24 protein-coding genes are annotated in these 26,215 nt (G+C 54.9%); 21 read left to right on the plus strand and 3 right to left on the minus strand.

Features of this window, described 5'->3' with window-relative positions; genetic code table 11:
- The 8 genes from cyaB to ENN40_02500 all read left to right on the plus strand — a co-directional run bounded on the left by cyaB (position 1) and on the right by ENN40_02500 (position 8,163).
- Positions 1–612 (plus strand): class IV adenylate cyclase, encoded by a 612-nt coding sequence (gene cyaB / locus ENN40_02465; protein ID HDP94205.1) that lies wholly within the window; start codon positions 1–3, stop codon positions 610–612.
- Positions 548–1,459 (plus strand): hypothetical protein, encoded by a 912-nt coding sequence (locus ENN40_02470; GenBank protein HDP94206.1) that lies wholly within the window; start codon positions 548–550, stop codon positions 1,457–1,459. Before cyaB ends, ENN40_02470 begins: the two co-directional genes overlap by 65 nt.
- A 66-nt stretch (positions 1,460–1,525) precedes the next feature.
- Positions 1,526–3,082, plus strand: coding sequence for a TolC family protein (locus tag ENN40_02475; GenBank protein ID HDP94207.1), 1,557 nt, complete (start codon positions 1,526–1,528; stop codon positions 3,080–3,082).
- 44 nt (positions 3,083–3,126) lie between these two features.
- Positions 3,127–3,831 carry a protein-L-isoaspartate(D-aspartate) O-methyltransferase gene (locus tag ENN40_02480; protein ID HDP94208.1) on the plus strand — a complete coding sequence of 235 codons (705 nt, stop codon included), beginning with the start codon at positions 3,127–3,129 and terminating at the stop codon, positions 3,829–3,831.
- Entirely contained in the window at positions 3,821–5,872 is a 2,052-nt protein-coding gene (locus ENN40_02485; protein ID HDP94209.1) for a DUF3553 domain-containing protein, read from the plus strand. The genes ENN40_02480 and ENN40_02485 overlap by 11 nt, the downstream gene beginning before the upstream one ends.
- Before the next feature lie 49 nt (positions 5,873–5,921).
- Complete coding sequence (locus tag ENN40_02490) at positions 5,922–6,263, plus strand: hypothetical protein (protein ID HDP94210.1); 342 nt, start codon at positions 5,922–5,924, stop codon at positions 6,261–6,263.
- An 85-nt stretch (positions 6,264–6,348) separates the two neighbouring features.
- Complete coding sequence (locus ENN40_02495; protein HDP94211.1) at positions 6,349–7,602, plus strand: tetratricopeptide repeat protein; 1,254 nt, start codon at positions 6,349–6,351, stop codon at positions 7,600–7,602.
- Positions 7,603–7,710: 108 nt separating this feature from the next.
- Positions 7,711–8,163, plus strand: coding sequence for an Rrf2 family transcriptional regulator (locus tag ENN40_02500; GenBank protein HDP94212.1), 453 nt, complete (start codon positions 7,711–7,713; stop codon positions 8,161–8,163).
- On the opposite strand, the gene ENN40_02505 is transcribed toward ENN40_02500, so the two are convergent.
- Positions 8,142–8,633 (minus strand): DUF1232 domain-containing protein, encoded by a 492-nt coding sequence (locus ENN40_02505; GenBank protein ID HDP94213.1) that lies wholly within the window; start codon positions 8,631–8,633, stop codon positions 8,142–8,144. The genes ENN40_02500 and ENN40_02505 overlap by 22 nt on opposite strands.
- 177 nt (positions 8,634–8,810) lie before the next feature.
- Between ENN40_02505 and ENN40_02510 the strand changes: the two genes are divergently transcribed.
- Genes ENN40_02510 through ggt form a run of 13 tightly spaced genes read left to right on the plus strand, consistent with a single transcriptional unit; the run spans position 8,811 to position 25,066 of the window.
- On the plus strand, positions 8,811–9,089 hold the full coding sequence (locus ENN40_02510; protein ID HDP94214.1) for a hypothetical protein: 279 nt from the start codon (positions 8,811–8,813) through the stop codon (positions 9,087–9,089).
- Positions 9,090–9,980 carry a universal stress protein gene (locus ENN40_02515; GenBank protein HDP94215.1) on the plus strand — a complete coding sequence of 297 codons (891 nt, stop codon included), beginning with the start codon at positions 9,090–9,092 and terminating at the stop codon, positions 9,978–9,980.
- On the plus strand, positions 9,961–11,046 hold the full coding sequence (gene dprA, locus ENN40_02520; GenBank protein ID HDP94216.1) for a DNA-protecting protein DprA: 1,086 nt from the start codon (positions 9,961–9,963) through the stop codon (positions 11,044–11,046). Before ENN40_02515 ends, dprA begins: the two co-directional genes overlap by 20 nt.
- Positions 11,043–13,172: a type I DNA topoisomerase gene (gene topA / locus ENN40_02525; protein HDP94217.1), complete on the plus strand. Its 2,130-nt coding sequence runs from the start codon at positions 11,043–11,045 to the stop codon at positions 13,170–13,172. Before dprA ends, topA begins: the two co-directional genes overlap by 4 nt.
- Entirely contained in the window at positions 13,169–14,497 is a 1,329-nt protein-coding gene (locus ENN40_02530; protein HDP94218.1) for a methylenetetrahydrofolate--tRNA-(uracil(54)-C(5))-methyltransferase (FADH(2)-oxidizing) TrmFO, read from the plus strand. The genes topA and ENN40_02530 overlap by 4 nt, the downstream gene beginning before the upstream one ends.
- Positions 14,473–15,357 (plus strand): tyrosine recombinase XerC, encoded by an 885-nt coding sequence (locus tag ENN40_02535; GenBank protein ID HDP94219.1) that lies wholly within the window; start codon positions 14,473–14,475, stop codon positions 15,355–15,357. Before ENN40_02530 ends, ENN40_02535 begins: the two co-directional genes overlap by 25 nt.
- Complete coding sequence (locus tag ENN40_02540) at positions 15,354–16,322, plus strand: flippase-like domain-containing protein (protein HDP94220.1); 969 nt, start codon at positions 15,354–15,356, stop codon at positions 16,320–16,322. The genes ENN40_02535 and ENN40_02540 overlap by 4 nt, the downstream gene beginning before the upstream one ends.
- Positions 16,315–17,529, plus strand: a complete 1,215-nt coding sequence (locus ENN40_02545; GenBank protein ID HDP94221.1) for a hypothetical protein — start codon at positions 16,315–16,317, stop codon at positions 17,527–17,529. Before ENN40_02540 ends, ENN40_02545 begins: the two co-directional genes overlap by 8 nt.
- A gap of 51 nt (positions 17,530–17,580) precedes the next feature.
- On the plus strand, positions 17,581–18,681 hold the full coding sequence (locus ENN40_02550) for a hypothetical protein (GenBank protein ID HDP94222.1): 1,101 nt from the start codon (positions 17,581–17,583) through the stop codon (positions 18,679–18,681).
- On the plus strand, positions 18,678–19,868 hold the full coding sequence (locus ENN40_02555; protein ID HDP94223.1) for a divergent polysaccharide deacetylase family protein: 1,191 nt from the start codon (positions 18,678–18,680) through the stop codon (positions 19,866–19,868). The genes ENN40_02550 and ENN40_02555 overlap by 4 nt, the downstream gene beginning before the upstream one ends.
- Positions 19,869–19,914: 46 nt before the next feature.
- Positions 19,915–21,780 (plus strand): molecular chaperone HtpG, encoded by a 1,866-nt coding sequence (gene htpG / locus ENN40_02560; protein ID HDP94224.1) that lies wholly within the window; start codon positions 19,915–19,917, stop codon positions 21,778–21,780.
- Positions 21,777–23,309, plus strand: a complete 1,533-nt coding sequence (malQ, locus tag ENN40_02565; GenBank protein ID HDP94225.1) for a 4-alpha-glucanotransferase — start codon at positions 21,777–21,779, stop codon at positions 23,307–23,309. Before htpG ends, malQ begins: the two co-directional genes overlap by 4 nt.
- Before the next feature lie 59 nt (positions 23,310–23,368).
- A complete protein-coding gene (gene ggt, locus ENN40_02570) occupies positions 23,369–25,066 on the plus strand; it encodes a gamma-glutamyltransferase (GenBank protein ID HDP94226.1) in 1,698 nt (565 codons plus the stop codon).
- A 293-nt stretch (positions 25,067–25,359) separates the two neighbouring features.
- Here ggt and ENN40_02575 read toward each other — a convergent pair whose 3' ends face one another.
- Positions 25,360–25,725, minus strand: coding sequence for a CPBP family intramembrane metalloprotease (locus ENN40_02575; GenBank protein ID HDP94227.1), 366 nt, complete (start codon positions 25,723–25,725; stop codon positions 25,360–25,362).
- Positions 25,726–26,099: 374 nt separating this feature from the next.
- A partial coding sequence (locus ENN40_02580; GenBank protein HDP94228.1) for a restriction endonuclease occupies positions 26,100–26,215 on the minus strand: 116 nt, incomplete at its 5' end.

Consider the following 26,215-nt stretch of genomic DNA (forward strand, 5'->3'; position numbering starts at 1 on the left):
ATGAACGATCTGAATTTTTTGCACAAAAACTCCCGTACTGCCGAACAGCGTGAAATCGAAATCAAACTGGCGCTGGAAAACATCGCGAACCTGCGCCGGGATTTGTGTTCCCGGGGTTTTCGGATCGTGGCTCCCCGTTTCCATGAATTAAACCTCGTATTCGACACTCCCGGCAGGGATTTGGCGCGACAAGGGCGACTGTTGCGTTTGCGTCATGCAGGCGACCACAGCGTCCTGACCGCCAAGTCCCCGGTTACAACTGATCGTGACCACGCGGGGTACAAAGTGAGGAGCGAAATTGAAGTCCGGGTGTCCGATTTTTCTCTCACCCGGTCTATTTTGGAAAACAGCGGATTCGGGGTTGTTTTTTCTTATGAGAAATACCGAGAGATCCTGGAAAACGCCGGCATTCATGTCATGTTGGACGAAACCCCGGTAGGGAATTTCATGGAAATTGAAGGGGATCCTCCCGCCATAGATCGCCTGGCAGCTGAGTTGGGGTTCAGGAAAAACAACTATATTACCGCCAACTACAGATCCCTGTTCCATGCCGGTGGTGGAACGGGGGACATGCTTTTCCCCGACTCGCCCCATGAGTCCGGCCGGGATTGATGCCTTTATCCTGGCCGCCGGCCGGGGAATGCGCGCCAGGCCGTTGAGCCTGGTGCGTCCCAAACCCCTTTTTCCCCTTGGCAATGTTCCCCTGATTCGACTTCTGGCCGACCAGTTGGTGCAGTGGGGGGTCAACCGCACTTTTGTCAATCTTTATTACCGGGGAAATGAGATCCGCCACCATTTGCGAGACGTGGATCGGATCAAATTCGTAGAGGAAAATTCACTGAGCGGCAGCCGCATCCTGGCAAGCCCCCGGGGCGGGGTTTGCAGTCCCATGCTGGTGGTGAACGGCGATGTGTTCATGCAGATTCCCCTGGACGAAATGTGGCGGGAATACAAACGTTTTTCTCTTGATGGTGTTCTTCTGGTACGGCCGCGCACATCGGCGTCTTACTCTGCCGTGGACGCAAAATCCGGCTGGTATCGGGGTATCCGCCCCGACCTACGCGAAGGGGACCGCATGTATTGCGGAGTCGGCCTTTTTTCGCAAAAATTTCTTGCTTCCATCCGGCATGGCAGTTTTTTCCATTCTCTGGACGGCTCCGCTTTCCGGGTACGGCTTTTGGAATACGGGGGAATCTGGCTGGATCTGGGGACGCCGGCTCTCTACCACCGCGCCCAGTTTGATTACCTGGAATATGCCGGCCTTGCGGAATCTGCCGCGTGGTCCGGGCGTAGCCGCATAGAGAAAGCAGCCGACCTAGAGCGGTGCATCATTTGGGACGACGTCGAAATCGGCGCCCATACTCACCTGGTGCAGACCATAGTCACTGATGGTGTACGGCTGGCCGGGACCGTTGCGCGCCGCCGTGTCATCACGCGCGATACGAATGTTCCGTTGTGACCGGCGGCAGAACTTTTCGCTCGCCCATTCGTATTTAGCTGTGAAACGGAAAGGAGGAGGTCCGGAATGAGCGCATTCAAATCGGTGTTGATGTTTTTGCTGATTATCGGCATACAGGCAGGAATATGGGCGCAAGAGCGGGAAAAGGAACTCACCCTTCAAGATGCCATTGTCACGGCTCTGGATAACAACCTGGACCTGAAGATCGAGATCCAGACCCGGGATTACTTCTGGGAGTCACTGCGATCGAATCAAGCCATTTTTGTACCCAACCTGAACATTGAGTATCAACGACGCGAGACGAACCGTCCTTCCAGTGGAATCCTCAGTGGCGCGGATGTAGAGAAACAGGGCAATGATACCTTGAATGTCGGTCTGTCTCAGCAGATTGCCCTGGGGGGCACTTTAAACGTCAGTTTACAGAATTCCCGTTCCACCAGCAACAGCGCTTTTACCACCATCAATCCCGCTCTCTACTCAACCCTGACGCTGTCGATCAGCCAGCCCCTGTTGAAAAATTTCGGAACCCTGGCCACCAAGAAAGACATCTATATCGCTGCCAACGAGTACCGCAAAAACGATCTCAGTCTGAAACAGGCGATGATCGACCTCGTTTACCAGGTGGAGGAAGCGTATTGGAACCTGGTCTATGCCCACCAGAATCTGGATGCAAAAAAACAGTCGTTGCTACGCGCCCGGGACCTGTTGCGCCAGAACGAGAAAAAGGTGCGCGTGGGCGCAGCCGCGAGGATCGACATCCTTGAAGCCAAGGCGGAAGTCGCTTCTTATGAAAGTCAATTGCTGGAAGCGGAGAAAAACATCCTCACCGCCGAGGAACAGTTAAAGAAAATCCTCAACATCAGCCAGTCCGCTGAGGTCATCATGCCCACCGACTCTCCGGAGGTCCGCTCTATGGCCTTGGATTTCAACGCTTTTCTTCAGGAGGCGATGGACAGTCGTCCCGACATTCTTCAGGCCAGGATTGAACTGGAAAGCCACAACATCAGGGTAAAGTACGCCCGCAACCAGATGCTTCCCGACTTGCAGCTGACCGCTTCTTACTACACCACCGGCCGTGGCGGTGACCAGCTGATTTTTGATCCGGATTCATCTCCTTTTGATTTGAACCGCCCCGTGATCGGCGTAATCAGCAAGGATGTGATAGATGCCTTGGAAGAAGTCGTCTCCAACCTGTATCGCAACTACTCAATCGGAATCAAGCTTTCCGTTCCCCTGGGTCAGGCACAAGAGAAAGCGCGCCTGGCCCAGGCTCGTATCGATATGAAGCGGGCCCTTTTGAATCTCCAGAGAGTTGAGAACACGATTTTTTCTGATTTAAAACAAGCTTTGAAAGAACTGGAAGCCAATCGCAAGCTGGTGGAATCCAATCAGATCGCCCTGGAGCTGCAGGCACAGAAACTCAAGGCCGAAGAAAAAAAGCTGTCCGTGGGCATGTCGACAAACTACCAGGTGCTCAATTATCAGCGCGATTACGCCAATGCCCAGGCCGGCGCCCTGCAATCCACCATCAACTTCAATCTGACCCTGGCCCGAATCAATCGCATTATCGCCCGCAACCTGGAAGAATACGGCATCCATTTTAATGATTTTCAGCGGGATTAGTTTCGCGGTCTTGCCTCAGAGGGTGTTTCTGCTAGAATAGGAAAATGCAACGTGTCGCCGCCTTCTGTTCCCTGATCCTGTTGAGTTTGACGGCTCCATCAGCCGAGAATCTGATTGGGGCCCGGCAGCGCATGGTTCAGGAGCAGATTCTGGCCAAGGGGATTGTGGACTCCCGCATTCTGAATGCCTTTAACCGCGTGGCCCGACATCTTTTCGTGGATCCCGAACTGCGCCACCATGCTTATGCAGATGTGGAAGTGCCCATTGATGAAGGTCAGACCGTCAACCGTCCGTACACCGTAGCCATAATGACGGCAATTATCGCACCGGGCTTTGACAAGAAAGTGCTGGAAATCGGGACCGGATCGGGATACCAGGCCGCGATCCTGGCGGAACTGGTCAAGCGCGTCTATACCATCGATATATACGGGAGTCTTACCGCCAAGGCCCGCAGCCGGATTCGCTCAATGGGGTACGACAACGTCTCTTTCAAGACGGGGGACGGTTACCTGGGCTGGGAGGAGCATGCCCCCTATGACGGTATCATCGTCACCTGTTCCCCGGATCACATCCCCGAGCCGCTGATCCGGCAACTGGCCGTGGGTGGGAGGATGGTGATTCCCGTCAGCTTTTCCAGTCAGGTCCAGGAACTCATCCTGGTCGAGAAAGAGGCGGACGGCCGCCTGAAACGCACCAATCTGATCCCCGTTCAGTTCGTTCCCATGATTCAACGCCGCCATGTCGACTGAATGGCTGGAGAAAATGAACCCGCGGCAGCGGGAGGCTGTTCTCTACTTTGATTCACCCCTGATGGTGGTTGCGGGTGCGGGCTCAGGCAAAACGCGCGTCATTACCCACAAGATCGCTTACCTGGTAAAAGAGAAAGGGCTGAATCCCGGTAACGTTCTCGGGGTTACTTTCACCAACAAGGCGGCAGCGGAGATGAAAACCCGGATTGAGCAGTTGACCGGAATCGATGCCCGCCGTTTCATGATATCCACCTTTCACGCGCTGGGGCTGAGAATGTTGCGTGAAAGCGGTAAAGAAAAGGGATTCGCACCGGAATGGTCGGTTATCGATGATAACGAGCAGCGACGCATCATGGACCGCCTGGCCCGGGAGTATTTGCCGGGTTTGACCCGGGACCAACGGGATCAGTTACGTCGACGGATCAACCTGGCCAAGATGAATTCCCTGTATCCCAACAATCCGGATTTGCTGGAGGCACGCGGTTTTTCCAACCAGGAGGTTGGATTTTTCCGGCGTTACCACGATTGTCAGGTCCGCGAACAGGTCTGGGATTTTGAAGACCTGGTCTCTCTTCCCGTTAAGATGTTGCAGAGCGACCCGCAACTCCTGCGCTTTTATGGCGACCGGTTCCAATACGTTGTGGTGGATGAGTTCCAGGACACCAATCCCAATCAGTACGAAATGATCCGCCTTTTGTCCGGACGCCGCCATGGTGTTACCGTGGTGGGCGACGATGATCAGGCCATCTACTCCTGGCGCGGCGCCAGCGTTCGTTTCCTGACTGATTTCGAGCGCGATTTTCCCAACACCCGGGTGATCAAGCTGGAACAGAATTACCGCTCCACCAAGCCCATCCTGGATTTTGCCAACCATATTATCGGTATGAACCGGGAACGGAAAAGAAAGTCGATGTGGACCGAACGCGAGCAAGGGCCTCCGGTGTGCGTACTGCACTCCGTTTCCAAGCAGGACGAGGCGCGCAAGATCGCGGATTTAGTCTCTTTGTGGAAAAAAACTTTCCCGGAACGCTTGCCTGTAGCCATTCTTTATCGAATCAATTCCCAATCCCTGGCTTTGGAAACCGCGTTTGCCCGGGGGCGGGTTTCTTTTCGCATTATCAAGGGGCAGCGGTTTTTTGATCGCAAAGAAGTTCGAGATGCCATGGCGGTATTGCGGCTGGCCCTAAACAAATCGGACAACCTGGCCTTTCGGCGCCTGGCCGACAGCCTTCCCCTGGGGATCGGTCCCCGCACATTGGACCAATTGGAAAGAGAATCCCAACACTCCGGCCAACCCCTGCTGGCCACCTTGTTTCGCATGATGCCTCAGAAAGCCCGGTCCAAGCCGTTTCTGCTTCACCTGGAGCAACTTTCAGCCGATCCGCCCCGGTCCGGATACGCCGACGTGCTGCGTTCTTTGTTGAAGCTTTCCGGTTATCGAAAGATTCTGCGGCAACGGGAAGAGGAAGAACGCTTACTGAATCTGGACGAGTTGGAGGAGTTTGTGCGCAATTGGGAAGAAAACGAGACCAACCCCCAAATCACCGACTTGCTGGATCGTATCAATGTGGATGCGTTTGACAAGGATCACAACCATTCCGTTGATGCTTTTCTCTTAACCATGCACAATGCCAAAGGTTTGGAATTCAAGACCGTGATTGCGGCGGGTGTCAATGCCACTTACTTACCGTTTTTTCTGCGCAAGGGCCTGCATGAGTGGGAAGAGGAACGCAGGCTCTTCTACGTAGCCTCTACCCGGGCCATTCATCACTTGATCGTGTCAACCGGTTCAGAGCGCTTGTCTCCTTTCCTCAGTTCGCTGCCCGCCCGCCTCTACCGCTTTGCGCACTCCCCGGAGGAAATCAGCGCCGGCCGGGACCCGCTTCCGGTTAGAGAAGCTTCCGGAGAAGAGGTCGTGCACCCGATATTCGGACAAGGACGGATTGAAAAGCGCATTGACACCCATCGCTTGCTGGTGGATTTTGCCGAGCGGGGAAGAAAAGTGATCGACACGTCGATCGTGCCGTTAAACCCGACCTGAGATTTTGTCTCTTTATTTCATTGTGTTTTTGGCGTATAATACCAACTCCATGAACGCATCTGAGATCATTCAGCGGGAAAAGTTGGATAACATCCTGAATCCCAAAAAATCCAACCGCTGCTTTAAGATCACCATCCGTTTCCAGAAGCAATTGACGCGGAATTTCGAGCGGGCGCTTGAACTGGCCAGGCGGAACCCCCATTTCATGGAAGAAGGCGAAGGTGATTTCTACAGGGTCTACGCCGGTTTTTCGCCGGACCGCGTGGATGAACTTTATGAGTTGTTTGAGCTGGTCAAGGGAGCCGAGACCACGGTGATCTTTCTGAACAACAAACGAATTCCCTATATTCAGGACTTATGGATGTTTTTGATGTGGTTTTACCGCGTCTGATAGGGCTGGAATTGAGTGGAACAACACATTTTGGCTTGACTTTTGCCAAGGGTTTATTTATATAGAAGACTTGGAGGAGGCTCTTATGAGAAAAACGTCGATACTGCTCTTAATCGGCATGTTCGCTGCATTACTTGTGCTCTCATTCTCGTTTACCGGCTGCGAGAATCTCAAGCTGGACAACTTGAAGGCCAACGACCACCTCAATAAAGGCAACAAATACTACCGGGATGAGAAGTTCGCCAAGGCGGTAAAGGAATATGAGCAGGCCCTGGAATTAAACCCCAAGTTGGAATTGATTTACTTTCACGTGGGCACGGCGTACGCCAGCCTGTATCGTCCCGGCCGCGGCACGGACCGCAATGAGGAGTACGCACAGGAAGCTGTGGAATACCTGCAGAAAGCCCTGGAAAACGATCCGGAAAATGAACAGATCTACCTGGCTCTCGGCGACATCTTCGACAAGATGGAAAACGCCGAAGAAGCAGAGAAGTACTATTTGCGGATCCTGGAAAACGAACCGGATAATCCCAAATCCTACTACATTCTGGCCGACTTTTACTCTAAGTACGATCAAGAAGACAAGTCCGGGGAGATGTTCAAAAAACGCATAGCTCTCGATCCGAAAGATCCGGAAGGTTATCTGTACTACGCCAATTACCTGCAGAACAAGCGCAAATGGTATGAAGCCATGGACGCTTTTGAATCCATGATCATTGCCATGACGGCCCCGGAAATCCAGATGGAACGCCTGGAAATCCAAGAACTTGAACGGAAGGTGTCGGATATTGAAAAGATCGAAGAATACCTTGACAAGCATGTACGCAAGAACCGTACGATTTCCGCAGATGCGCGCAAGCAGATGATCGAGGAAAAAGAACAGCAGATCCGTGAAATCGGCGACAAAGAAGCCTTGGAAAAAGCGTTGGCCGAAAAACGCGAAGCGGTCAATGCCAAGCTGGAGGGCTTAAAAGAGATCCAGGATCAGATGCCCGGGGAAAAAAAGACCAAGCTTTCTGAAGCCTATTATTCTCTTGGCGTGGTATGCTGGTTCAAGAGTTTCCAGACACCCATCGACATGATGAGCGCCCAGGAGCGGCGCAACGTGTTGGATCGCGGTTTCCAGGCCCTGGAGCGGTCGGTGGAACTCAACCCCACTTACGCGGAACCCTGGGCGTACAGCAACCTGCTGTGGCGTGAAATGATCAAGGTGGAACCGCTGAAACGCGAGGAATTCACGGCCAAGGCACAGGAAGATGTAGAAAAATTCCAGAGATTGAGACAACGCCAGCTGGCCATGGAAGAAAAGATGAAAAAATTGGAACAACTGGGCGGCTGACCTGAAAAAGAGATACTCAAGATTCGATAAGCCCCGCGGTGCCCCCAGCCGCGGGGTTTTTTTTGCCCCGATCCCGGCGGATTAGCATTCCCGGACCTGCGGTACAACATGGCGATGAAGATCAATACCAAGTTGCGTTACGGTCTGCGCATGTTGCTTGCCCTGGCGGAAGAACCGGGTAAAGTGCGCAGCACCGCGGAACTTGGTGAGGCCATGAAAGTATCACCGAAATACCTGCGCAAACTGGCGGGTCCAATGGAAAAGGCCGGGCTGATTGACAGCGTGCAGGGGATTTACGGGGGTTACCGGCTGCAGATGTCTCCGGACCTGATTTCGATCCAAAAGCTTTTTTCCGCGTTTAACGAAAAAATCCGTTTGTCTGACTGCGTCAACGGGGACACTTGCCCGCTTTTTGACACCTGCTATGCTCGGCCGTTGTGGGACTACCTGGTGGACCTGATCGAGTACCGCTTTGCCTCAATCACCTTGACCGATATCATCCGGCATACCTTCGACCGTTCATTATCGTGCGAAAACGTTCAGCCCCTACGGCGGATGTAGTTCAACAGCGTTCGTGGTATCTGGGCTGCAATTTCGTTTAGAACCGCAACGATTTCGCGCACTTTTTCAAATAATTCGGGATTTCCCGCCCAGCTGGTCAGGAGCCTGTTCTGAAAATCCGGGCCGCCGGAGTTAAAGGTTTTGTTCAGCAATACGGCTGTAACCAACAGGTCGTCAATCAGGCCGGCGCAGGGGATCACATCGGGAATGAAATCCAGCGGCATGATCACGTAGGCCATGGCAATCAGCAGCCGTCCCTTAACTGCCGGGGGCACGGCCCGGTCCATGAGCAAGCGGATGGTCAGATGCACCAGGTCGGGAAAAACCAGCAGGTATTGCAGAAACCGGTCGCTCCAGCCGCCGGTACGTCGGCAGAGTTGCCTGGAGGCCGCCCATTCAGTGATGCGCTGCCTTACCCGGCGGTAAGCGTCTTCGTATATTTTGGAGCGGGCTTCAATGGTGTGGTTCATGTTTCATTCTCCATTCCGCGGATCCAAGCAATGGAATCCGATTCTACTGACTAATATAGGATTCTCTGCGTGTGATGTCAACGTTCATGTCAAGAGGAAAACAGGGGAATTTGGACTGAACACCCGTTATTGTTGACAATATTTTTCCCCTGTGGTAAAGCGAGACCAGGAGTGCGCATGAACAAACGAGAGATTTCGGAACTCATGGCCCGCCGGTTGGACATCAAGAAATTTGAGTCCTATCAATTCATCGATTTCATGATTCAGGTAGTGGTGGAGCAACTGAAAAGCGGACGCAAAGTACTGATCTCAAATTTCGGCACGTTCAAGATCATCCGTCGAGACAACAAGCGGGTCATCAATCCCAATACTCAGAATCCCATGATTATCCCGTCCAAAAAGATCGTTAAGTTTATTCCATCAAAAAACCTGAAACAATCTATAGCGAAAAAGTAGATGAAACAAAAACACTCCTTTCAGATCCAGCGGGTTCTCTGGGCCACTGATTTCTCGAATGAGAGCATGTCCTGCTTATCCTGGATGCGATGGGTGCAAAACCGGATCCAACCCGAAGCCCATGCTCTCTACGTCTTGCCGCGCTTTTCTGACTGGGTTTACGAAGCTGCTTTCTTTTCCCTGGAAGACTTGCGCCTGGAGATTGAGTCCACCCGGGAAAAATCCGTTTCCAAATTGGCTGAGATCGCCAAGCACAAAGGATTGGACTTCGTCGCGGCCGTTCGAGAAGGAATCGCCAGTGAAGAGATCTCCAACTATGCCCAAGAGCATTCCATCGACATGATCTTTGCCGGACGTCGGGGTTTATCGGAGATCGAACAGATCCTGGTTGGATCCACGACGGCGCGGTTGGTGCGAAACTCACACGCCCCTGTGTTCGTGGTGCCAAAAGAAAAGCGCAAAGCCGCCATCAAGCGCATCCTGGCTCCGGTGGATCTGAACGAGTTGTCTATGCGGGAGTTGTGTTATGCCATTGCCCTGGCACGGCAACTTCGCTCTGAATTGCTCGTGACCCACGTGGCGGAATTCTACAACTACAAGGTTCCCGCACTGAAACACCATCAGTTGATGGAACGCATCAACCGGCGCATTGCCGATGTCGCCGCCGATATGGACTACGAAGTGCAAAACATCATTCATGAGACCGGGGAACCGGCACACAAGATCATTGAAGTGGCCGCCGATCAGGACATAGATGTGATCGTTATGGCAACCAGCCAGCGCAGGGGCCTGGAAAAGTTCCTGATGGGAAGCGTGACTCAGAAAGTGTTGCTGGCCACTTCGATCCCCCTGATCGTTCTTCCGCCGAACGGTGATTCAGCCGCTGAATGATTTCCGGCTGCACACCATCGCGGCCCATCTTTTCTGCTGGCATCATGCTGCGGCCCGCCGGCGCATGTTGCGGCGCAATCTGGGTTTGCGGGATCTTTTGCGTATGGATCGCGCCGATGTCCGCTCCCTGGGATTTCCTTTCGACGCACTGGAAGGATTCCCGCAAAAATACCTGGCGGCCGCGCACGAGGAAATCGCAAAGTGCCGACAACTGCGAACGGCATTGATATTGCGCGATGATCCGGCTTATCCGCCATTGTTAAAGGAAATCTACGACCCGCCGGAAATTCTCTACGTACGTGGAGATGCGCGCCATCTCCAGGGCATGCAGTTGGCTGTGGTGGGATCACGCAAGGCGGACGCCTACGGCAGGCGCATGGTTAACCGTTTGATTCCTCCCGCCTCTATGGCTGGAATAACGGTGGTTTCCGGTATGGCTTACGGCATCGACACCCTGGCTCATCGGGTTGCCCTTGACGGCGGTCACCCAACCGTGGGAGTCAACGCCTGTGGCATGGATCACCTTTATCCGGCGGGCAATCGCAGCCTTCATGACCGCATCCAGAAAAATGGATGCATTATCTGCGAGGCCCCTTTGGGAACTCCGCCTCAGCCGTTTCTTTTCCCTGTACGCAATCGCATCATTTCCGGGTTGTGCCGGGCGGTGATGGTGGTGCAGGGAACATTGCGCAGTGGCTCGCTGATCACCGCGCGCATGGCCCTGGACCAGAACCGTGAGTTGCTGGCTGTCCCGGGTCCGGCCGATTCGCCTCTTAGTTCGGGTCCGCATCAATTGATCCAGCAAGGCGCCAAACTGGTTCAGCAACCGCAAGACATACTTGAAGAGTACGGTTTGAGTGCGGATGCGGGCCAACGGTCGCTTGCCGGTCTCTCTTCCCGGGAACGTCGCGTGCTTGACTTGATGAGCACGGATGGGGTAAAACATATTGACGATTTCGTGGAAACATTGAACCTTCCCGTTCCGGTAGTGGTTTCCCTGCTGCTTGAATTGACAATGAAGGGGTTTATCCGCGAGGAAGGAGACGGATACCGCAAGCAGTCATGACAAAGAAAACCTTGATTATTGTTGAGTCACCCGCCAAGTCATCAACGATATCCCGCTATCTCGGCAAGGATTACCTGGTCAGCTCATCCATGGGCCACGTTCGCGACTTGAATCCCCATATCCTCAGCATTGATGTGCAGAACAATTTCAAGCCGCACTATGAAGAATTGAAGGATAAAAAGAAGGTCATCGGGGATCTGAAGGCACTGGCCAGACGCTGCGAACGAATTTTCCTGGCTCCGGACCCGGATCGTGAGGGCGAAGCCATTGCCTATCATTTAAAGGAGATTCTCAGGCCCTCCAATGAGCGGATATTCCGCATTCTGTTTCACGAGATCACGCGCCAGGCGGTATCGGAGGCGGTGCAATGTCCCGTGGATATCGATCAGGATAAGGTGAACGCGCAGCAGATGCGGCGTGTGCTGGACCGCCTGGCCGGATACAAGATCAGTCCCGTGCTGCAGCGAAAGATCGGCGGTCCCCTTTCCGCGGGCAGGGTGCAATCGATCGCACTCAAACTCATCGTGGAGCGGGAAAAAGAGGTTCAGGCTTTCATCGAGAAAGAGTACTGGACGATTGGCGCGGAGTTGGAAGGCAGCGCCCCACCGGCATTTCACGCGCGCCTGGAGAAGCACAACGGCAAAAAGCTTTTGATTCCGGATGAAAAGGCCGCCCGGCACATACTGGATGAGTTGTCGCGAAACCCCTATATTTTGAAAGCGGTTCGCAAGCGGGTTCGCCGCCCCAAGCCGCTTCCACCCCTGATCACTTCCACGCTTCAGCAGGAAGCTTTTAAAAAACATCGTTTTCCCGTCAGCAAGACCATGAAAGTGGCCCAATCGCTTTACGAAGGCGTGAACCTTGAAGGAGGAGAACAAACCGGCCTGATCACTTACATGCGTACGGATTCGTTCCGCATTTCCACTTCCGCCCGGGAAGCCGCCGCTGATTTCATCCGCTCAACCTGGGGAAAAGAGTACCTGCCCGACAAAGCCAATGTGTTCGGGCGCAAAGGCAAGATCCAGGATGCCCATGAAGCCATCCGTCCCAGTGTGCCACTCTACCACCCGCAAGACATCAAGGGCTTCTTAAGTGCGGATCAATTTAAAATCTACAGCCTGATCTGGGACCGCTTCATGGCCTCCCAGATGAAAGCCGCTCGCATCGATGTCACCACTTTCGACATCGCAAATGGTAACTATCTTTTTGCCGTAAAGGGCGAAGTAATCCGTTTTGATGGTCATTTAAAATGTTGGAATACCGACAGCGGTACGCCATTGCTGCCACCTTTAGAGGAAGGAGAGGTTCTGAATGCTCTGGCTGTTACCCCCAAACAGAATTTTACCAAGCCGCCGTCACGGTACACGGAGGCCAGCCTGGTCAAGATTCTTGAAGAGAAGGGGATCGGGCGCCCCTCCACCTATGCCAAGATCATCTCCACCCTGGGGAAGCGGGATTACATTGTTCGAGAAGAGCGACGTTTTGTCCCGACACAATTGGGGATCAAGGTGACGGAATACCTGGATAGACACTTTTCGGATATGATGCAGTATTCCTTTACTGCGGAGTTGGAAAAGCAACTGGACAAAGTATCCGAAGGTAAGTTGGACTGGGTGCAGGGAATTCAGCGTTTCTATCAACACCTGGAACAAAACCTCGACCAGGTCCGCAATACGGAAAAAGTGGACCTGAAAGTGGGCCGGGCTTGTCCCGAGTGTGGCAAAGACCTGGTAAAAAAGTATTCACGCAAAACCAACGGCTGGTTCGTCGGTTGCAATGGATATCCCCAGTGTACCTATACGGAGCGGTTGGACAAGGATACTCCCCGTCCCAAGGACGAACCTCTGGATCGTTCATGTCCCCAGTGCGGCAAACCCCTGGTTCGTCGTTATTCACCCAAGACGCGGCAACACTTTGTCGGCTGTACCGGGTACCCCGAGTGCCGCCATATCGAGACGGAAGAGCCGGAACTGGGAGAGTGTCCTGTGTGCGGGAAACCCTTGCGCAAAAGCTATTCCCGCAAAACCAGGCGCTACTTTGTCGGTTGCTCGGGATATCCGGAATGTACCTATATTCAGAAGTCACCTCCATCTGAAAAGACGGAATCAGGGGAGGATTCCGTTTGATCCCAACGGTTCAGGTGATCGGCGCCGGGCTTGCCGGCAGTGAAGCCGCGTTGCAAATGGCGGATCGGGGAATCCGGGTGAAACTGTACGAAATGCGACCGCAAACCGGCACCGAAATTCACGAAACGCCGTTTGCCGGTGAAATGGTTTGTTCCAATTCCCTGGGCTCAACGGAGCTTCACTCGGCTTCCGGTTTGTTGAAAGCGGAACTGGAGTTGCTGGGGAGTCGTTTCCTCCAAACCGCCGCCCAATTCCGCGTACCCGCAGGGAGTAGTTTTTCCGTGGATCGGCATCAATTGGCTGAAAACATGGAAAGCACATTGGCGGCCCATCCCGGCATTGAAATGATCCGCGAAGAAACGCGGGAGTTGCCTGAAACCGATGTTCCCGTGATTGTGGCTACCGGACCACTGACCAGCCCGGTGTTTGCCCGGCACCTCACGCGGTTTACCCAGCGCAGGCACCTTTTTTTTTACGATGCCACCAGCCCCATCATTCGTTCCGACAGCATCGATTTCTTCCGGGTTTTTCGCGGCACTCGTTACGATAAGGGCGAGGCCGATTTCCTTAATATTCCCCTGGCTGAGGGTAACTATCATGCTTTTGTTTCCGAGCTGGTCAAGGCGGAGACCGTAGAACTCCCCGATTTCGAGAAAGGGATTTTTTTCGAGGCCTGCCTGCCGGTAGAAGAGATCGCCCGCCGGGGACCCATGTCATTGGCATTCGGACCGATGAAGCCGGTAGGATTAAAGGATCCCCGCACCGGGCATATGCCCTTTGCCGCGATTCAGTTGCGCCGGGACAATATCCGTGAAACCCTTTACCAGATGGTGGGTTTCCAGACAAGGCTGAAGTGGAAAGAACAGAAGCGTATCTTCCGTACACTCCCCGGGTTGGAAGCGGCTGAATTTGAACGTTTCGGGCGCATGCACCGCAATACGTATATCAATGCGCCCCTGATCCTGGACGCGACAGGGCGTGCCCGCAGAAGGGATTCGTTGTTTTTCGCCGGTCAAATCAGCGGAGTGGAGGGATACGTGGAATCGATCTGCTCCGGCCTGCTGGCAGGGCGCCAGATGTCGCGTCATCTTACCGGGCGGCCTCTGGTACCGTTGCCCGGGGAAACCGCCTGCGGTGCCCTGCTGGATTACGTTTCATCCGCAGAGTGGAAGAATTTCCGGCCCACCAAGTTCTCTTTCGGTCTTCTGGCGCCCCTGGAATTGTCCCGGGAAAGCCGGAAACTCTCGAAACGAGAGCGCAAAGAACAACTGGCCCAACGGGCCCTGGAGACCCTGGACCAATGGATTCGTCGTCAAGAGTTCTAAACGACTACCTGGAATATCTGCGCGATATTCGCAATGTATCGCAACACACTCTGCGCGCATACGGGCAGGATATCCGCCAGTATCTCTCTTTCCTTAAAGAAAACCGGCTCAAAGCCGACCGGCAGTCGGCACGCGACTTCATTACCTGGGCTTACCTGCAAAGCGGCAACAAGACCACGGTGGCCCGCAAGATCTACGCGGTCAAATCTTTCTGTGATTTTCAGGTTCAGCGGGGCCGCATCAAGGACAATCCTTTTGATGGTATCCAGTCGCTCAAGATTGATCGCAAAATTCCCCAGATTCTTACCGAGGCGGAAGTGCTGGGTTTTCTCGACCGCCTGCCCGAAGACACTTTTATCCGGTTGCGCAACAAGACGATCTTTGAGTTGCTGTACGCTACGGGGCTGCGGGTATCTGAGTTAACGGGGCTGACTCATGACCATATTCGCGTCAATGAAGGTTTGATCCGGGTAATGGGAAAAGGAAGAAAGGAACGAATCGTTCCATTCAATGCCCATGCCGGCCGTTTGCTGACACGCTATATGGATGCTTGTCGTGCCCGTTTTTCTTCTCTGCCTGACAGAGTGTTTCTCAACGTCCGGGGAAGCGGCATTTCGGAACGGTCCATTGAGCGTATTCTGCAGGCCACTTTCCAAACATTGACGCAGAGTACCCGCAGGGTTTATCCCCACCTGTTCCGCCACAGTTTCGCCACCCACCTGCTGCAGAGAGGGGCGAACCTCAGGATTATCCAGGAACTTTTGGGCCACACGAATCTGGCCACAACGCAGAAGTACACCAGCCTGAATTATGGTGACCTCTTAAAGGTTTACCGCAAATACCATCCGCGATCGAAATGAAAAGAAAGTGGTTTTCCTGGTTGCTGCGGCTGACGGTCAGCGCTTTGCTGATCGGATATTTTGTTTTCAACCTGGCGGACAGATACGGTGGGCTTCACGGAGCCTGGCTCCAGTTTGTGCGCGTGTTTTCCATGGCCCGGCCGATCTGGTTGTTGGCCGCCTTGGGCCTTATGATGCTGGGCTATTCCCTTCTGACCCTACGCTGGAAAGTATTGCTTGCCGCACAGGACCACTATCCCCCATATAAACGTCTCTTTCGCTTTTATATCATGTCCACCTTTTTCAACAATTTTCTGCCCTCCACCATTGGCGGCGATGCCCTGAGAGTGGTGCAAAGCCGCAGGGATTCGTCCCGGGGTGCCATGTCGCTGATGGTGGTTTTGGTTGAACGGTTGAGCGGACTTGCCGCCCTGATGCTGATCGCGGCTGTTGGTATAGTGGTGGACGGCCCTTTGCGAACGTCGCGAAACCGGTTGATCTCCGTGGTGATTCTGGCATTGACGGCGCTGGCCGTGCTGTCGGTTGTGTTGGGCCACCCCCGTACGGCGTCTCGATGGCTTCCCCGTCTGCGCAGGCTGCTGCCGACCGGTATGGGTAGTCGTATCCAGGCCGCGGTTGAAAGCCTCTGGGCGTATTATCGCCGGCCGGCCAGCTTGGGAGCCTGCCTGGGAATCAGCCTGGTGTTCCAGTTCAACATGGTGGTTTATTACTGGGTGATTGCGCGCACCCTGAACCGTGTTCCCGATTTTGTTGATTTCGTGCTGAATGTTCCCATCATGGTGTTTTTGTTGATGGTTGTACCGGCCATTAACGGGTTGGGGGTTCGCACGGCTGGATTCAGAACCCTGATGCGATTTCCAGCCGCATTTGCCCTTGCGGCAGAGTTTGTGGATTTGGGTTTTCGCATTATGGTGGGTCTGCTTGGCGGCCTGGTGTTTGTTTTTTACCGCCGCTCAAATGAATAGAATCGATGGGTTTGGCCCTGTGGGGAACATGCATTATAATCGCGGTTGGATCGTGTCCATGACCAAGAGGCGTCCATGGTTGTTTGTTTTTTTGGTTGGTTGGGTCATGGCCGGTGGAATCCCGGCCCCCGGCGCCGCCCCGGACCTGCATAAAGAACTCGATTCCCTTCGCAAGCAGATCGGGCGTGTCAACGAGCGCTTGAATTCCCTGGATGCCGTCCGCCAACCCATCCTGGCCGAGTTGGCGCGGATCGACCTGAAAATTGAGCGTGAGCAGCTGGGGATTCAACGCATTCATTTGGGACAACGCCAATTGCAAGATCAGATCCGCGCCAACCAGGAACGCCGCGGTCTGTTGGAAACAGAGTTGGAACTCGAACGTATCCGGGTACGAAAGGTGGCACGGTACCTGTACAAGTTGGGGGGGCAATCTTATTTAAAACTGTTTTTGCGGGTCGAATCACTGGATCAGTTGTTTCACAACTATCACCTGTTCATGATCCTGATCCGCCACCATCTGGATCAGATCCACTCCGTGCGCAAGAAGACACAAAAGCTCGAGCAAGTGAACCGGGAACTGGATGGTCAGCAACAACAGTTAAGCCGCCGCGAACAGGCGCATCAGGAGGCCATCCAGCGACTGGATGCATTGCGTTCCCAGCAGAAAGAGGCGGTTTCCCGGGTGAATCGGGATCGCAGCACCTATCTGCGTTTACTCAATGAACTGCGTGCCCGGGCCGGGGAGCTCGAAGACCTGATCCATCGCGCCGGGACCGGAGACACGCTGACCCCCATGAGCCACCTGAACGCCTTGAAGGGCCGTCTGCCATGGCCGCTGACGGGGACGATCTCATCGCGCTTCGGGCGACAGCGCAGTACTCGGTTCAACACGTTTATCATGAACGACGGCATTGAAATCAAACCAAGCGGCAACCGCAGCATCAGGGCGGTTTATCCGGGGAAAGTGATTTTTGCCGATTATTTTAAAGGATACGGCAACCTGATCATTCTTCAGCATGCCAAGAACTTCCATTCACTCTACGGCCATTGCGCGCGATTCGCAAAAGGTCAGGGTGAGCGGGTAAAGTCGGGAGAGGTGATTGCCGTGGTAGGAGACAGTGGTTCTACTTCGGGGCCGTCCCTCTACTTTGCCATCCGCACGGACCTCAAGCCCAGTGACCCCCTCCAGTGGCTATCTTCCCGCTGATCGGCGGCTTGATGCCTCAGGTGCTTTGGGGTAAAATAGCGGATCGGTCCCATGCGAAGGTCTACACTGGTTTTTCTGGTCCTCTTGGCCACCGTGGTCGTTGTGCGCCTGTGGGTTTTGCATCCGCCGGCTGCGAATAAAGAGGATCCGGTTTCCGCACGCTCGCTTTACGCTGAAGTGTCCAGGTTGATTCAGGAGCACTATGTGGATGTGGTTGATCCAGAGAAAGCCTGGCCGGGAGCGTACGCAACCATGCTGCGAAGACTGGATTCCTTTGCTTCCTACATTCCGCCCGACCTGGTTCCGGCATCGAGATCCCGGAGGCAAGGCCGGGGTTTCTGGGCCGGAATCTGGATTCTCCCCACTGAGCGGGGTTTTCGTGTTTCCCGTGTCCTGCCCGGTTCCCCTGCGGCGCGATCCGCCGCGCAAGTGGGTGACATGATTGAAGGTATTGACGGCATAGGCCTGACGGGGCGAACTTTAGAGGAGGCTCAGCTTTTGCTGTACGCCACTGCCGAAAAGACGTTTCACCTGGCCGTAAATCGTGCCGACTCGCTCAACCCCGTAGAAATCGCTGTTTCCGCGATTCCCATGCTTTCAGACGTGGAATTTCACAATCTCGCCGGTTCCACTATACACCTGGATCTGCGGCGCCTGACCCCGGCAGCGGTAACAATGGTTTCGTCGCTTTTTCAGTCGCGTCCGGGGCGGAACTGGATCGTTGACCTGCGCAATTACCAGGATGGTGAACTGGGGGCTTGCCTGTCCCTTGCGGACCTCCTGCTGCCGCCTGTCGCAGGGCTGACCCTGCACACACGCAATGGCGCCCAACGCATCCGTGCCGGGAAACTCAGCGCTGCACAACCGCGCATGGCCGTGTTGATTGGTCCGGCAACCGTCATGTATGCGGAAATACTGGCACGATTTATGCGGTCGGCGGGCACAAAGCTGGTGGGAGAAAAAAGTGCAGGATTTAACGCTCATTTGCGCCGGATTGCCCTGCCGGATGGTGGTGAACTGGTGCATGTGGATGGATTTTTCTGCTGGGACGGCAAAAACATCCAGCACGAATCTCTGACTCCGAATGTCAGAACCTCGAAAGATGACGCGACCCTGGCCCGGGCGCAATCCATGTTACAGAGAGAACAATGAGCGCAAGAAAAATCCGCCGTAGAAAAAGCAATGTGTTGGCTTATTTTCTGCTGTTTGCCGCCCTGGCCCTGGGGATCGTTATCGTCCTGGAATACTTGGATCATCGCAACGGCAAGCCTACCTTCCTTTTGTCTCGCGTTCTGGGTCGGCCGCATGGCGGAAAAGCGGTTGATGCCGGTAAGCCGAAGGATTCGTTTCACCACAAGTTGATGCGACTCATGGATTCCCGGGATCCCAACTACAGCCTGGTTCAGGATTCCCGCGGGCGCTATCATGTCAAATGGAAACTGGGGGATGAAAAGCGCAAAAAAGTGGTGGACGAACTAGAGAAACTGGCGAAGGTTCACGGCCGCCACTGGAAAATTGAGGAAGTCCAGCACCTCAACGGGGAGCATCTTTACCTGTATTCCATCCACTCTGATGCAGGAGAAGCTTCCCACCTGATGCTCATTACCACGGGAGCCCCAGCTCCTGAGGCGGCACCGCTTCCGGATTCCGGCAAGCCCATCAAAGGACGCTTGGCAGTCATCATCGATGATATCGGCTTTAACGAATTGGGGTCCCTGGAGTTGAAGCGGTTGGGCGTTCCCGTCACGGCAGCCGTGATTCCCCACGCCCCCTACGCTTATGACGAAGCCCGCCAGCTCCATATGTACGGCATTGAACAGATCATTCACCTGCCCATGCAGGCCGCCAATCGCAACTTGGAACCCGATCCCGACCAGTTTGTTCTCAAAGGTGCGGATTTGACCACCATACGTCGTTTGATCCATCGCTCCCGCACCCTGGTGCCCTATGCCCGGGGGATCAACAATCATATGGGCTCACTGACTACCGGCGATCCCCAAACCATGAGTCGGGTATTGTCCGTATTGAAAGAAGAGGGACTGTTTTTCGTGGACTCCCGTACCTCCGTATCCACGGTGGCCTACAGCATGGCCAGGAAGATGAACGTGGCCGCGACGCAGCGGGATGTCTTTCTCGAAGACATCAACAACGATCAAGTCACCTATCATTACGCACGCAGTCAAGTGATAAAAGGGGCCAAGCTGGCCCGCAGCCGCGGATACGCCGTGGCTATCGGACATCCTTACCCCACCACGCTCAAAGCCATCCGGGATGCGGTCAACGAGGTTCGCGGCATGGGCGTACACTTTGTCCCGGTTTCCCGGTTGCTGGAGAAATAATGGAGTCAATCCGGATCGGGGAAACGAGTTGCATTGAGGAGGAAGCATGAGTAGCGAAAAAGACAAAAAACAAACCTTTGAATTTCAATCCGAAGTCCGGCAATTGCTGAATATCCTGGTTTACTCATTGTATCAGAACCCGGAAGTGTTTTTGCGGGAGCTCGTGTCCAACGCCGTGGATGCGTTAAACAAAGTTCAATTTCAGCTTCTGACCCACCCGGAGCTTGCCGATAAAGAGGAAGAGTTGGCCATTCACATTTCGGTGAACCAGGCTCAGAAAGCGTTGGTCATTGAAGATAACGGTATCGGCATGACCCGTGAGGAGTTGATTGAAAATCTTGGCACGATCGCCCATTCAGGCACAACCGAGTTTCTCAGGCATTTGTCTGACTCCGCGTCCGATCGTCAGGTCGATTTGATCGGCAAGTTCGGCGTGGGATTCTACTCCGCGTTCATGGTTGCCAAAGAGATTCATGTGACCACCCGAGGGTTGGCTGCCGATGCCAAAGCCTGGTTATGGAGTTCAAAGGGAGACTCGGCCTACTCCATCCGGGAAGCTGTGAAAAAGACCCGGGGCACGCGCATCGAGTTGCGCCTGAAAAAGGATGCCCTGGAATTTCTTGATCCCACGCGGATTCGCCGGGCGCTGCACAAGCATTCCCGCTTCGTCCCCTTTCCCATTTACCTGGAAAACAGAAAATTTGACAGTGCGGAAGCCATCTGGACCCAACCCAAGTCCAGTCTGACTGAGGAGCAGTACCGCGAGTTTTACTCGTTTCTGGATCATACACCGGAGAAACCGTTGACCTGGCTCCATCTTTCATCCGACGCCCCGGTTCAGTTCAACGCCCTGTTGTTTGTTCCCGGAATCTCGTTGGAGTCCATGGGGTTGGGTCCGACGGAGCCGGGCGTTGACCTCTATTCGCGCAAAGTGCTGATCAGCAAGGGCAATCGTGACATCCTGCCGGAGTATTTGCGTTTCCTGCGCGGTGTGGTCGACTCCGAGGAGATTCCCCTCAATATTTCACGCGAATCAATTCAGCACAATGCCCGAATCGACCGCATCCGTCAACATCTGGTCAAGAAGTTCATCTCCCACCTGGGCGACCTGCAACGCCGCGATCGTGATCTCTACCTAAAGGTATGGGATTTGTTTGGCCGGCATCTGCGTGAGGGCGTGGCCACGGATCCAAATCACAAAGATGCGTTGGCTCCGCTTCTGCTGTTTCATTCCACCTACGGCGATGGAGAGGAGTGGGTGGATTTGGAATCGTATGCGCAACGCATGAAACCCGATCAGAAAGAGATCTTTTTCATATCCGGTCCCGACATGAAATCTCTGCGCAAGAATCCCGCTCTGGAAGCTTTCCAGCGGCGAAAGATAGAGGTGCTGTTGCTGGTGGATCCCCTGGATGAGATCGTGTTGGATCATCTGCGCAAATTCAAGGAGCACCCTTTCAAATCCGCTGAAAGCGCGGATATATCCCTGGAGGCGAAAGACGACTCCGGCGCCGGTAAAGAAGATCCCGACCAGGCACGGGAATTTGCGGCTTTCCTGAAAAAGTTGTACGGGGATCGCGTGTCGGATGTCCGTGTGTCCAGCCGCCTCGTAGATCATCCCTGCATGCTGGTTCGTCCGGGAGACGGACCCTCGGCCCAGATGGAAAAAGTCATGCGCATGATGAACGAAGAGTACCGGTTCACGCAGCGTATTTTTGAGATCAATCCCGGGCATGCCCTGATCCGAGAGCTGGTGCGCATGCATAGCGAGTCACCCGACTCCGAGGAGTTGGCGGAGTTGTCCCGTCTTCTGCTGGACAATCAATTGCTGGCTGAAGGTATGGCGGACGGTATGGATGAGCTGGTGCCGCGTATCCAGGCGGTCATGCTGGCCGCGGCCCGCAAGCAATGAACGATCCTCTGGGCAGGGAACAGCGTTCCAGCGGCTTGTTGCTGCACATTACTTCTTTGCCCGGCCGTTTCGGTATCGGTACGCTGGGAAGGGAAGCGGAAGCATTTCTCGAGCAACTGGTCCGGGCCGGGCAGAGCGCCTGGCAGGTTCTTCCCCTGAATCCAACCTCGTCGGTATTCGGCTACTCGCCCTACGCATCCCCATCCGCCCTTGCCGGCAATCCGCTCCTGATCGACCTGGAGTCGATCCAGGCTGAATCCTGGTGTCCCGACTTGGAGTTATCCAGCCTGGAAGTGCCGGCTGCGGGCCGGGTCGATTTCGCTGCCGCGGAACGATGTGGTTGCCGCCTGGAAACGGCGTTCAGGGGCTTTTGTAAATCCGCTCCTCTGCGGGACCGGGACGCGTTCAATGAATTCAAAAAAAACCAGGCGGGCTGGCTGGACGATTACGCTTTGTTCACCTGTTTTTGCCGGCGCTTCCAAACAGGGCACTGGTTGGACTGGCCGGAAGAAATCCGCGTTCGGGATCCCCGGGCTCTCGCCGTCGCGCGTCGTGATCATGAGGCGGAAACGGAAACCGTGGTTTTTCGTCAATTCCTGTTTGAGCGGCAATGGCTGAAGCTGAAAGAGTCGGCTGAGCAGCATGGAGTTCGGCTCATCGGCGATATTCCCATCTACGTCAATCTGGACAGTGCCGATGCCTGGGCCCACCCGGAAATCTTTGACCTGGACCAACGCACGCGCAAGCCTGGAGCCGTTGCCGGCGTACCTCCCGATTATTTCAGCGCCACCGGCCAACTCTGGGGCAATCCGCTTTACAACTGGTTCAATGGTTCGAGTTTGAACCAGGCCGTGCTGCACTGGTGGGAGAACCGGATGCGGCGTATGCTGGAATGGTTTCACCTGGTCCGTCTGGATCACTTCCGCGCCTTTGCCAAGTATTGGGCGGTCCCCGCGGATTCGCGAACTGCTGAATGCGGGCAATGGCGGCCCGGCCCGGGCAGTGCTTTTTTTCAATCGATGCAGAAGCGGCTGGGGCCGCTACCGCTTATTGCCGAGGACCTGGGAGAGATTACGCCCGACGTGGAGGCCCTGCGGGATGAGCTTGAATTGCCGGGCATGAAGATCCTGCAGTTCGCCTTTGACGGGGATCCAGGTAACATCCACCTTCCCCACAATTACTCCTCTCCCTGTTGCGTGGTCTATCCGGGCACCCATGACAACAACACGGTGAACGGATGGTTCTACGGCCCGGAGCTCGATGACGCGTCGCGCAAACGGGTAATGGAGTACGTGGGTGCCGGGAATCCTCACGACATGCACTGGAATATCATCCGTCTGGCGCTGCAGTCGATCGCCCGCCTGGCCGTGATCCCGGTGCAAGACGTGTTGGGGTTCGGTGCGGATTGCCGCATGAACACCCCCGGCAGGGCAAGCGGCAACTGGGCCTGGCAGTTGAAACCACAAGACCTGAATCCAGGTGTTCTGGACTGGTTGGCTCACCTGACCCGCGTGTACGGTCGCGCCTGATTGGACAATCCACTCCGCCCGCAGTACAACCATGGCGGGAATTCCCGCGGGAGGTTACCATGCCTGATTTAAGAATTGTTGTGCTGATTTGCCTGTTGTTCGCCGCCGGTTTGTTCGCGGCGGACCGCATCACGGGACCGGAGTGGGCCACCCGCTCGGAAGTGGTAGCCCGGAACGGCATGGTGGCCACCAGCCATCCCCTGGCGGCCCGGATCGGGATCGATATCCTCAAGAAAGGCGGCACCGCGGTGGATGCCGCCATTGCCGTTGACGCGGCACTGGGTTTAATGGAACCCACGGGAAGTGGAGTCGGCGGCGACCTTTTCGCCCTGGTCTGGGACGCCGAATCCGGCAAGCTGTATGGATTGAACGCCAGCGGAGCGGCACCTTCCGGTCATAGCCTGCAGATGTTTCGTGAGCGTGGACTCGAACAGGTTCCCTATCGTGGTCCCCTGAGCTGGACTGTTCCCGGATGCGTGGCCGGCTGGTTTGCCCTGCATGAGCGTTTCGGCAAACTGCCTGTCAAAACCCTTCTTGAGCCCACAATCGCCTATGCCAGGGCGGGGTTCCCCCTGACCGAACTGATCGCCCACTATTGGGAATTGTCCGTGGCGGCATTCAAGGATTACCCTAATTTCCAACAACTCTATGCCCCGGACGGCAAAGCGCCCGCCAAAGGAGATGTTTTCCGCAACTCCCAATTGGCCGACACATTGGAGTTGATCGGGAAATCCGGTGCCGACGCCTTTTATCGCGGCGCCATCGCGCGGCGCATGGTGGATTATTCCAACCGCGTGGGCGGGTATTTCACCATGGAAGATCTGGCCGCCTGCACTCCCCGCTGGGAGGAACCGCTATCGGTGGATTACCGCGGCTACCGTGTCTGGGAGCTTCCCCCCAACGGGCAGGGGATCGCCGCGCTGCAGATGCTGGCAATGCTGAGTGAAATGGACGTGGCCGCCCTGGGTCACAACACCGCCGCGTACCTGCACGCCCTGGTGGAAATCAAGAAAATGGTTTATGAAGACCGGGCGAAGTTTTACGCGGATCCCGCTTTCGTGGACGTCCCGGTCCGGGAAATGATTTCGCGGGACTATGCCCTGCGCCGCCTCAAACTGTTTGATCCCCAAAGAGCAGCGCGTACCGTATCCGCGGGCAATCCCCGCCTGGAAACGGGAGACACCGTTTACCTAACCGTGGTGGATCGCCATCGCAATGTGGTCTCGTTAATCCAGAGCAACTACGGCGGGTTCGGTTCCGGAAACGTTCCCGACGGACTGGGATTCTGCATCCAGAACCGCGGCGCCCTGTTCTCCCTGGAAAGAGATCATGCCAACGTCGTGGCTCCGGGTAAGCGACCCTTTCATACCATCATCCCCGCCATGGTGACCAAAGGGGGAAAGCCTGTTTTCAGTTTCGGCGTGATGGGTGGGGCCATGCAGCCCCAGGGTCACGTGCAGATTCTGTGCAACATCATCGATTTCGACATGAACGTTCAGGCCGCCGGAGATGCCCCCCGCTTCCGTCACAGTGGCTCTTCCCAGCCCAACGGCGGCACCATGACCGATGGCGGCGTGGTGCACCTGGAGTCGGGCATTTCCTGGTCCGTGGTGCGGGAACTCATGGATCGGGGGCACCGCATCGTGCCCCGGCGCGGGGGGTACGGCGGTTACCAGGGCATCTGGATCGACCATGACCGCGGCGTGCTCCTGGGCGGATCGGAATCCCGCAAAGACGGCTGCGCCCTCGGCTATTAGCTTAAGCTTAAGAATAATCGCCTATTATACTCATTACAGAATACAAAGCGTGTCTGGACATGTGATTCAAGGATTTACGGCTTCGAGTTGAGCTGCGTGGCGGCCCAGGCGGTCACCCCCTTGTTCAGAATCTTGACGGCAAGCCCAATCCAATTTCCGTAGGCTTCATGATAGCCACGTCAGCTCCAGCGCATTGTTAGATGAGCTTCCCTCGTCTCTTTAGAGTGGCAGCGGCGGCAACAACGGCACAACAATCAACAGTATCAAATCTGTCAAGAAATGGGCAACGATGTTCAAGGTAAGGTTTCGTTTCCACATGTATAGCCCAGTAATATCAACCCTATCGGCAGAACGACACCTATGCTGTGCCCCCATCCCCATCCCGGCACATGCAAGATCGTGAACACGACCAGTCCCATTAGCGCGCCTACCCAAGTCTTTCCCGTCAAGCCTTTCATTCTCTCCGTCGGATACGCCCGATAGAGAATCTCCTCTGTAACCCCTGCTCTGAGTGCCAAAAGGATACGCAGCACGATTGACTGTTCAGCCAACTCATCCAAGCCTGCCATTGTGCTAACTGAACTCCCAATCACACGCCCCACTATGATCACCAAGATCGGTGCCAACACAAACAAAACCATGCTCAAGAGTAATGCCAACAGCCCCTCTTTCCAGGTCAGACCGTGAGCCCCTACCGAACTCCAGAGGCTGACGCTCCCAAAACACCACCACGGCTATTACACCAAAGGCCAATCCCCAAAAAACTACCTCGCCAGCTATCATAAAAGCTTGTGAGTTCAATAAGGGTTTCACCAACGGGGAGATGATGAACACCCATAGCAACGGTACAACCAAGGTTAATAGAAACCCCACAAGAACAGGGACCGATACCTTGGCTTTGGTTTGGTCAGGGGTTTTTGAAGTCATCACGCTCCTTTTCCAAGTTGCTTCTAAAAGCTCGCCTAACGACCAAGCTCATTGGCAGCTATGGAGCGCATCGGAATAGCCGTCCAATGCAGCGCCTTGTTAGGTCTCATGGTTCGATACCGATCAGCACAAGGGGAACCGCTGGAACGCCTCGGCCTTGACGAACAACGTTGTAAAACTCACCTTCATAGTAAGCAACTCCGGAACTCATCTGACTCTGAA

Source organism: Candidatus Aminicenantes bacterium, from assembly GCA_011049425.1.
GTDB lineage: Bacteria > Acidobacteriota > Aminicenantia > UBA2199 > UBA2199 > UBA876.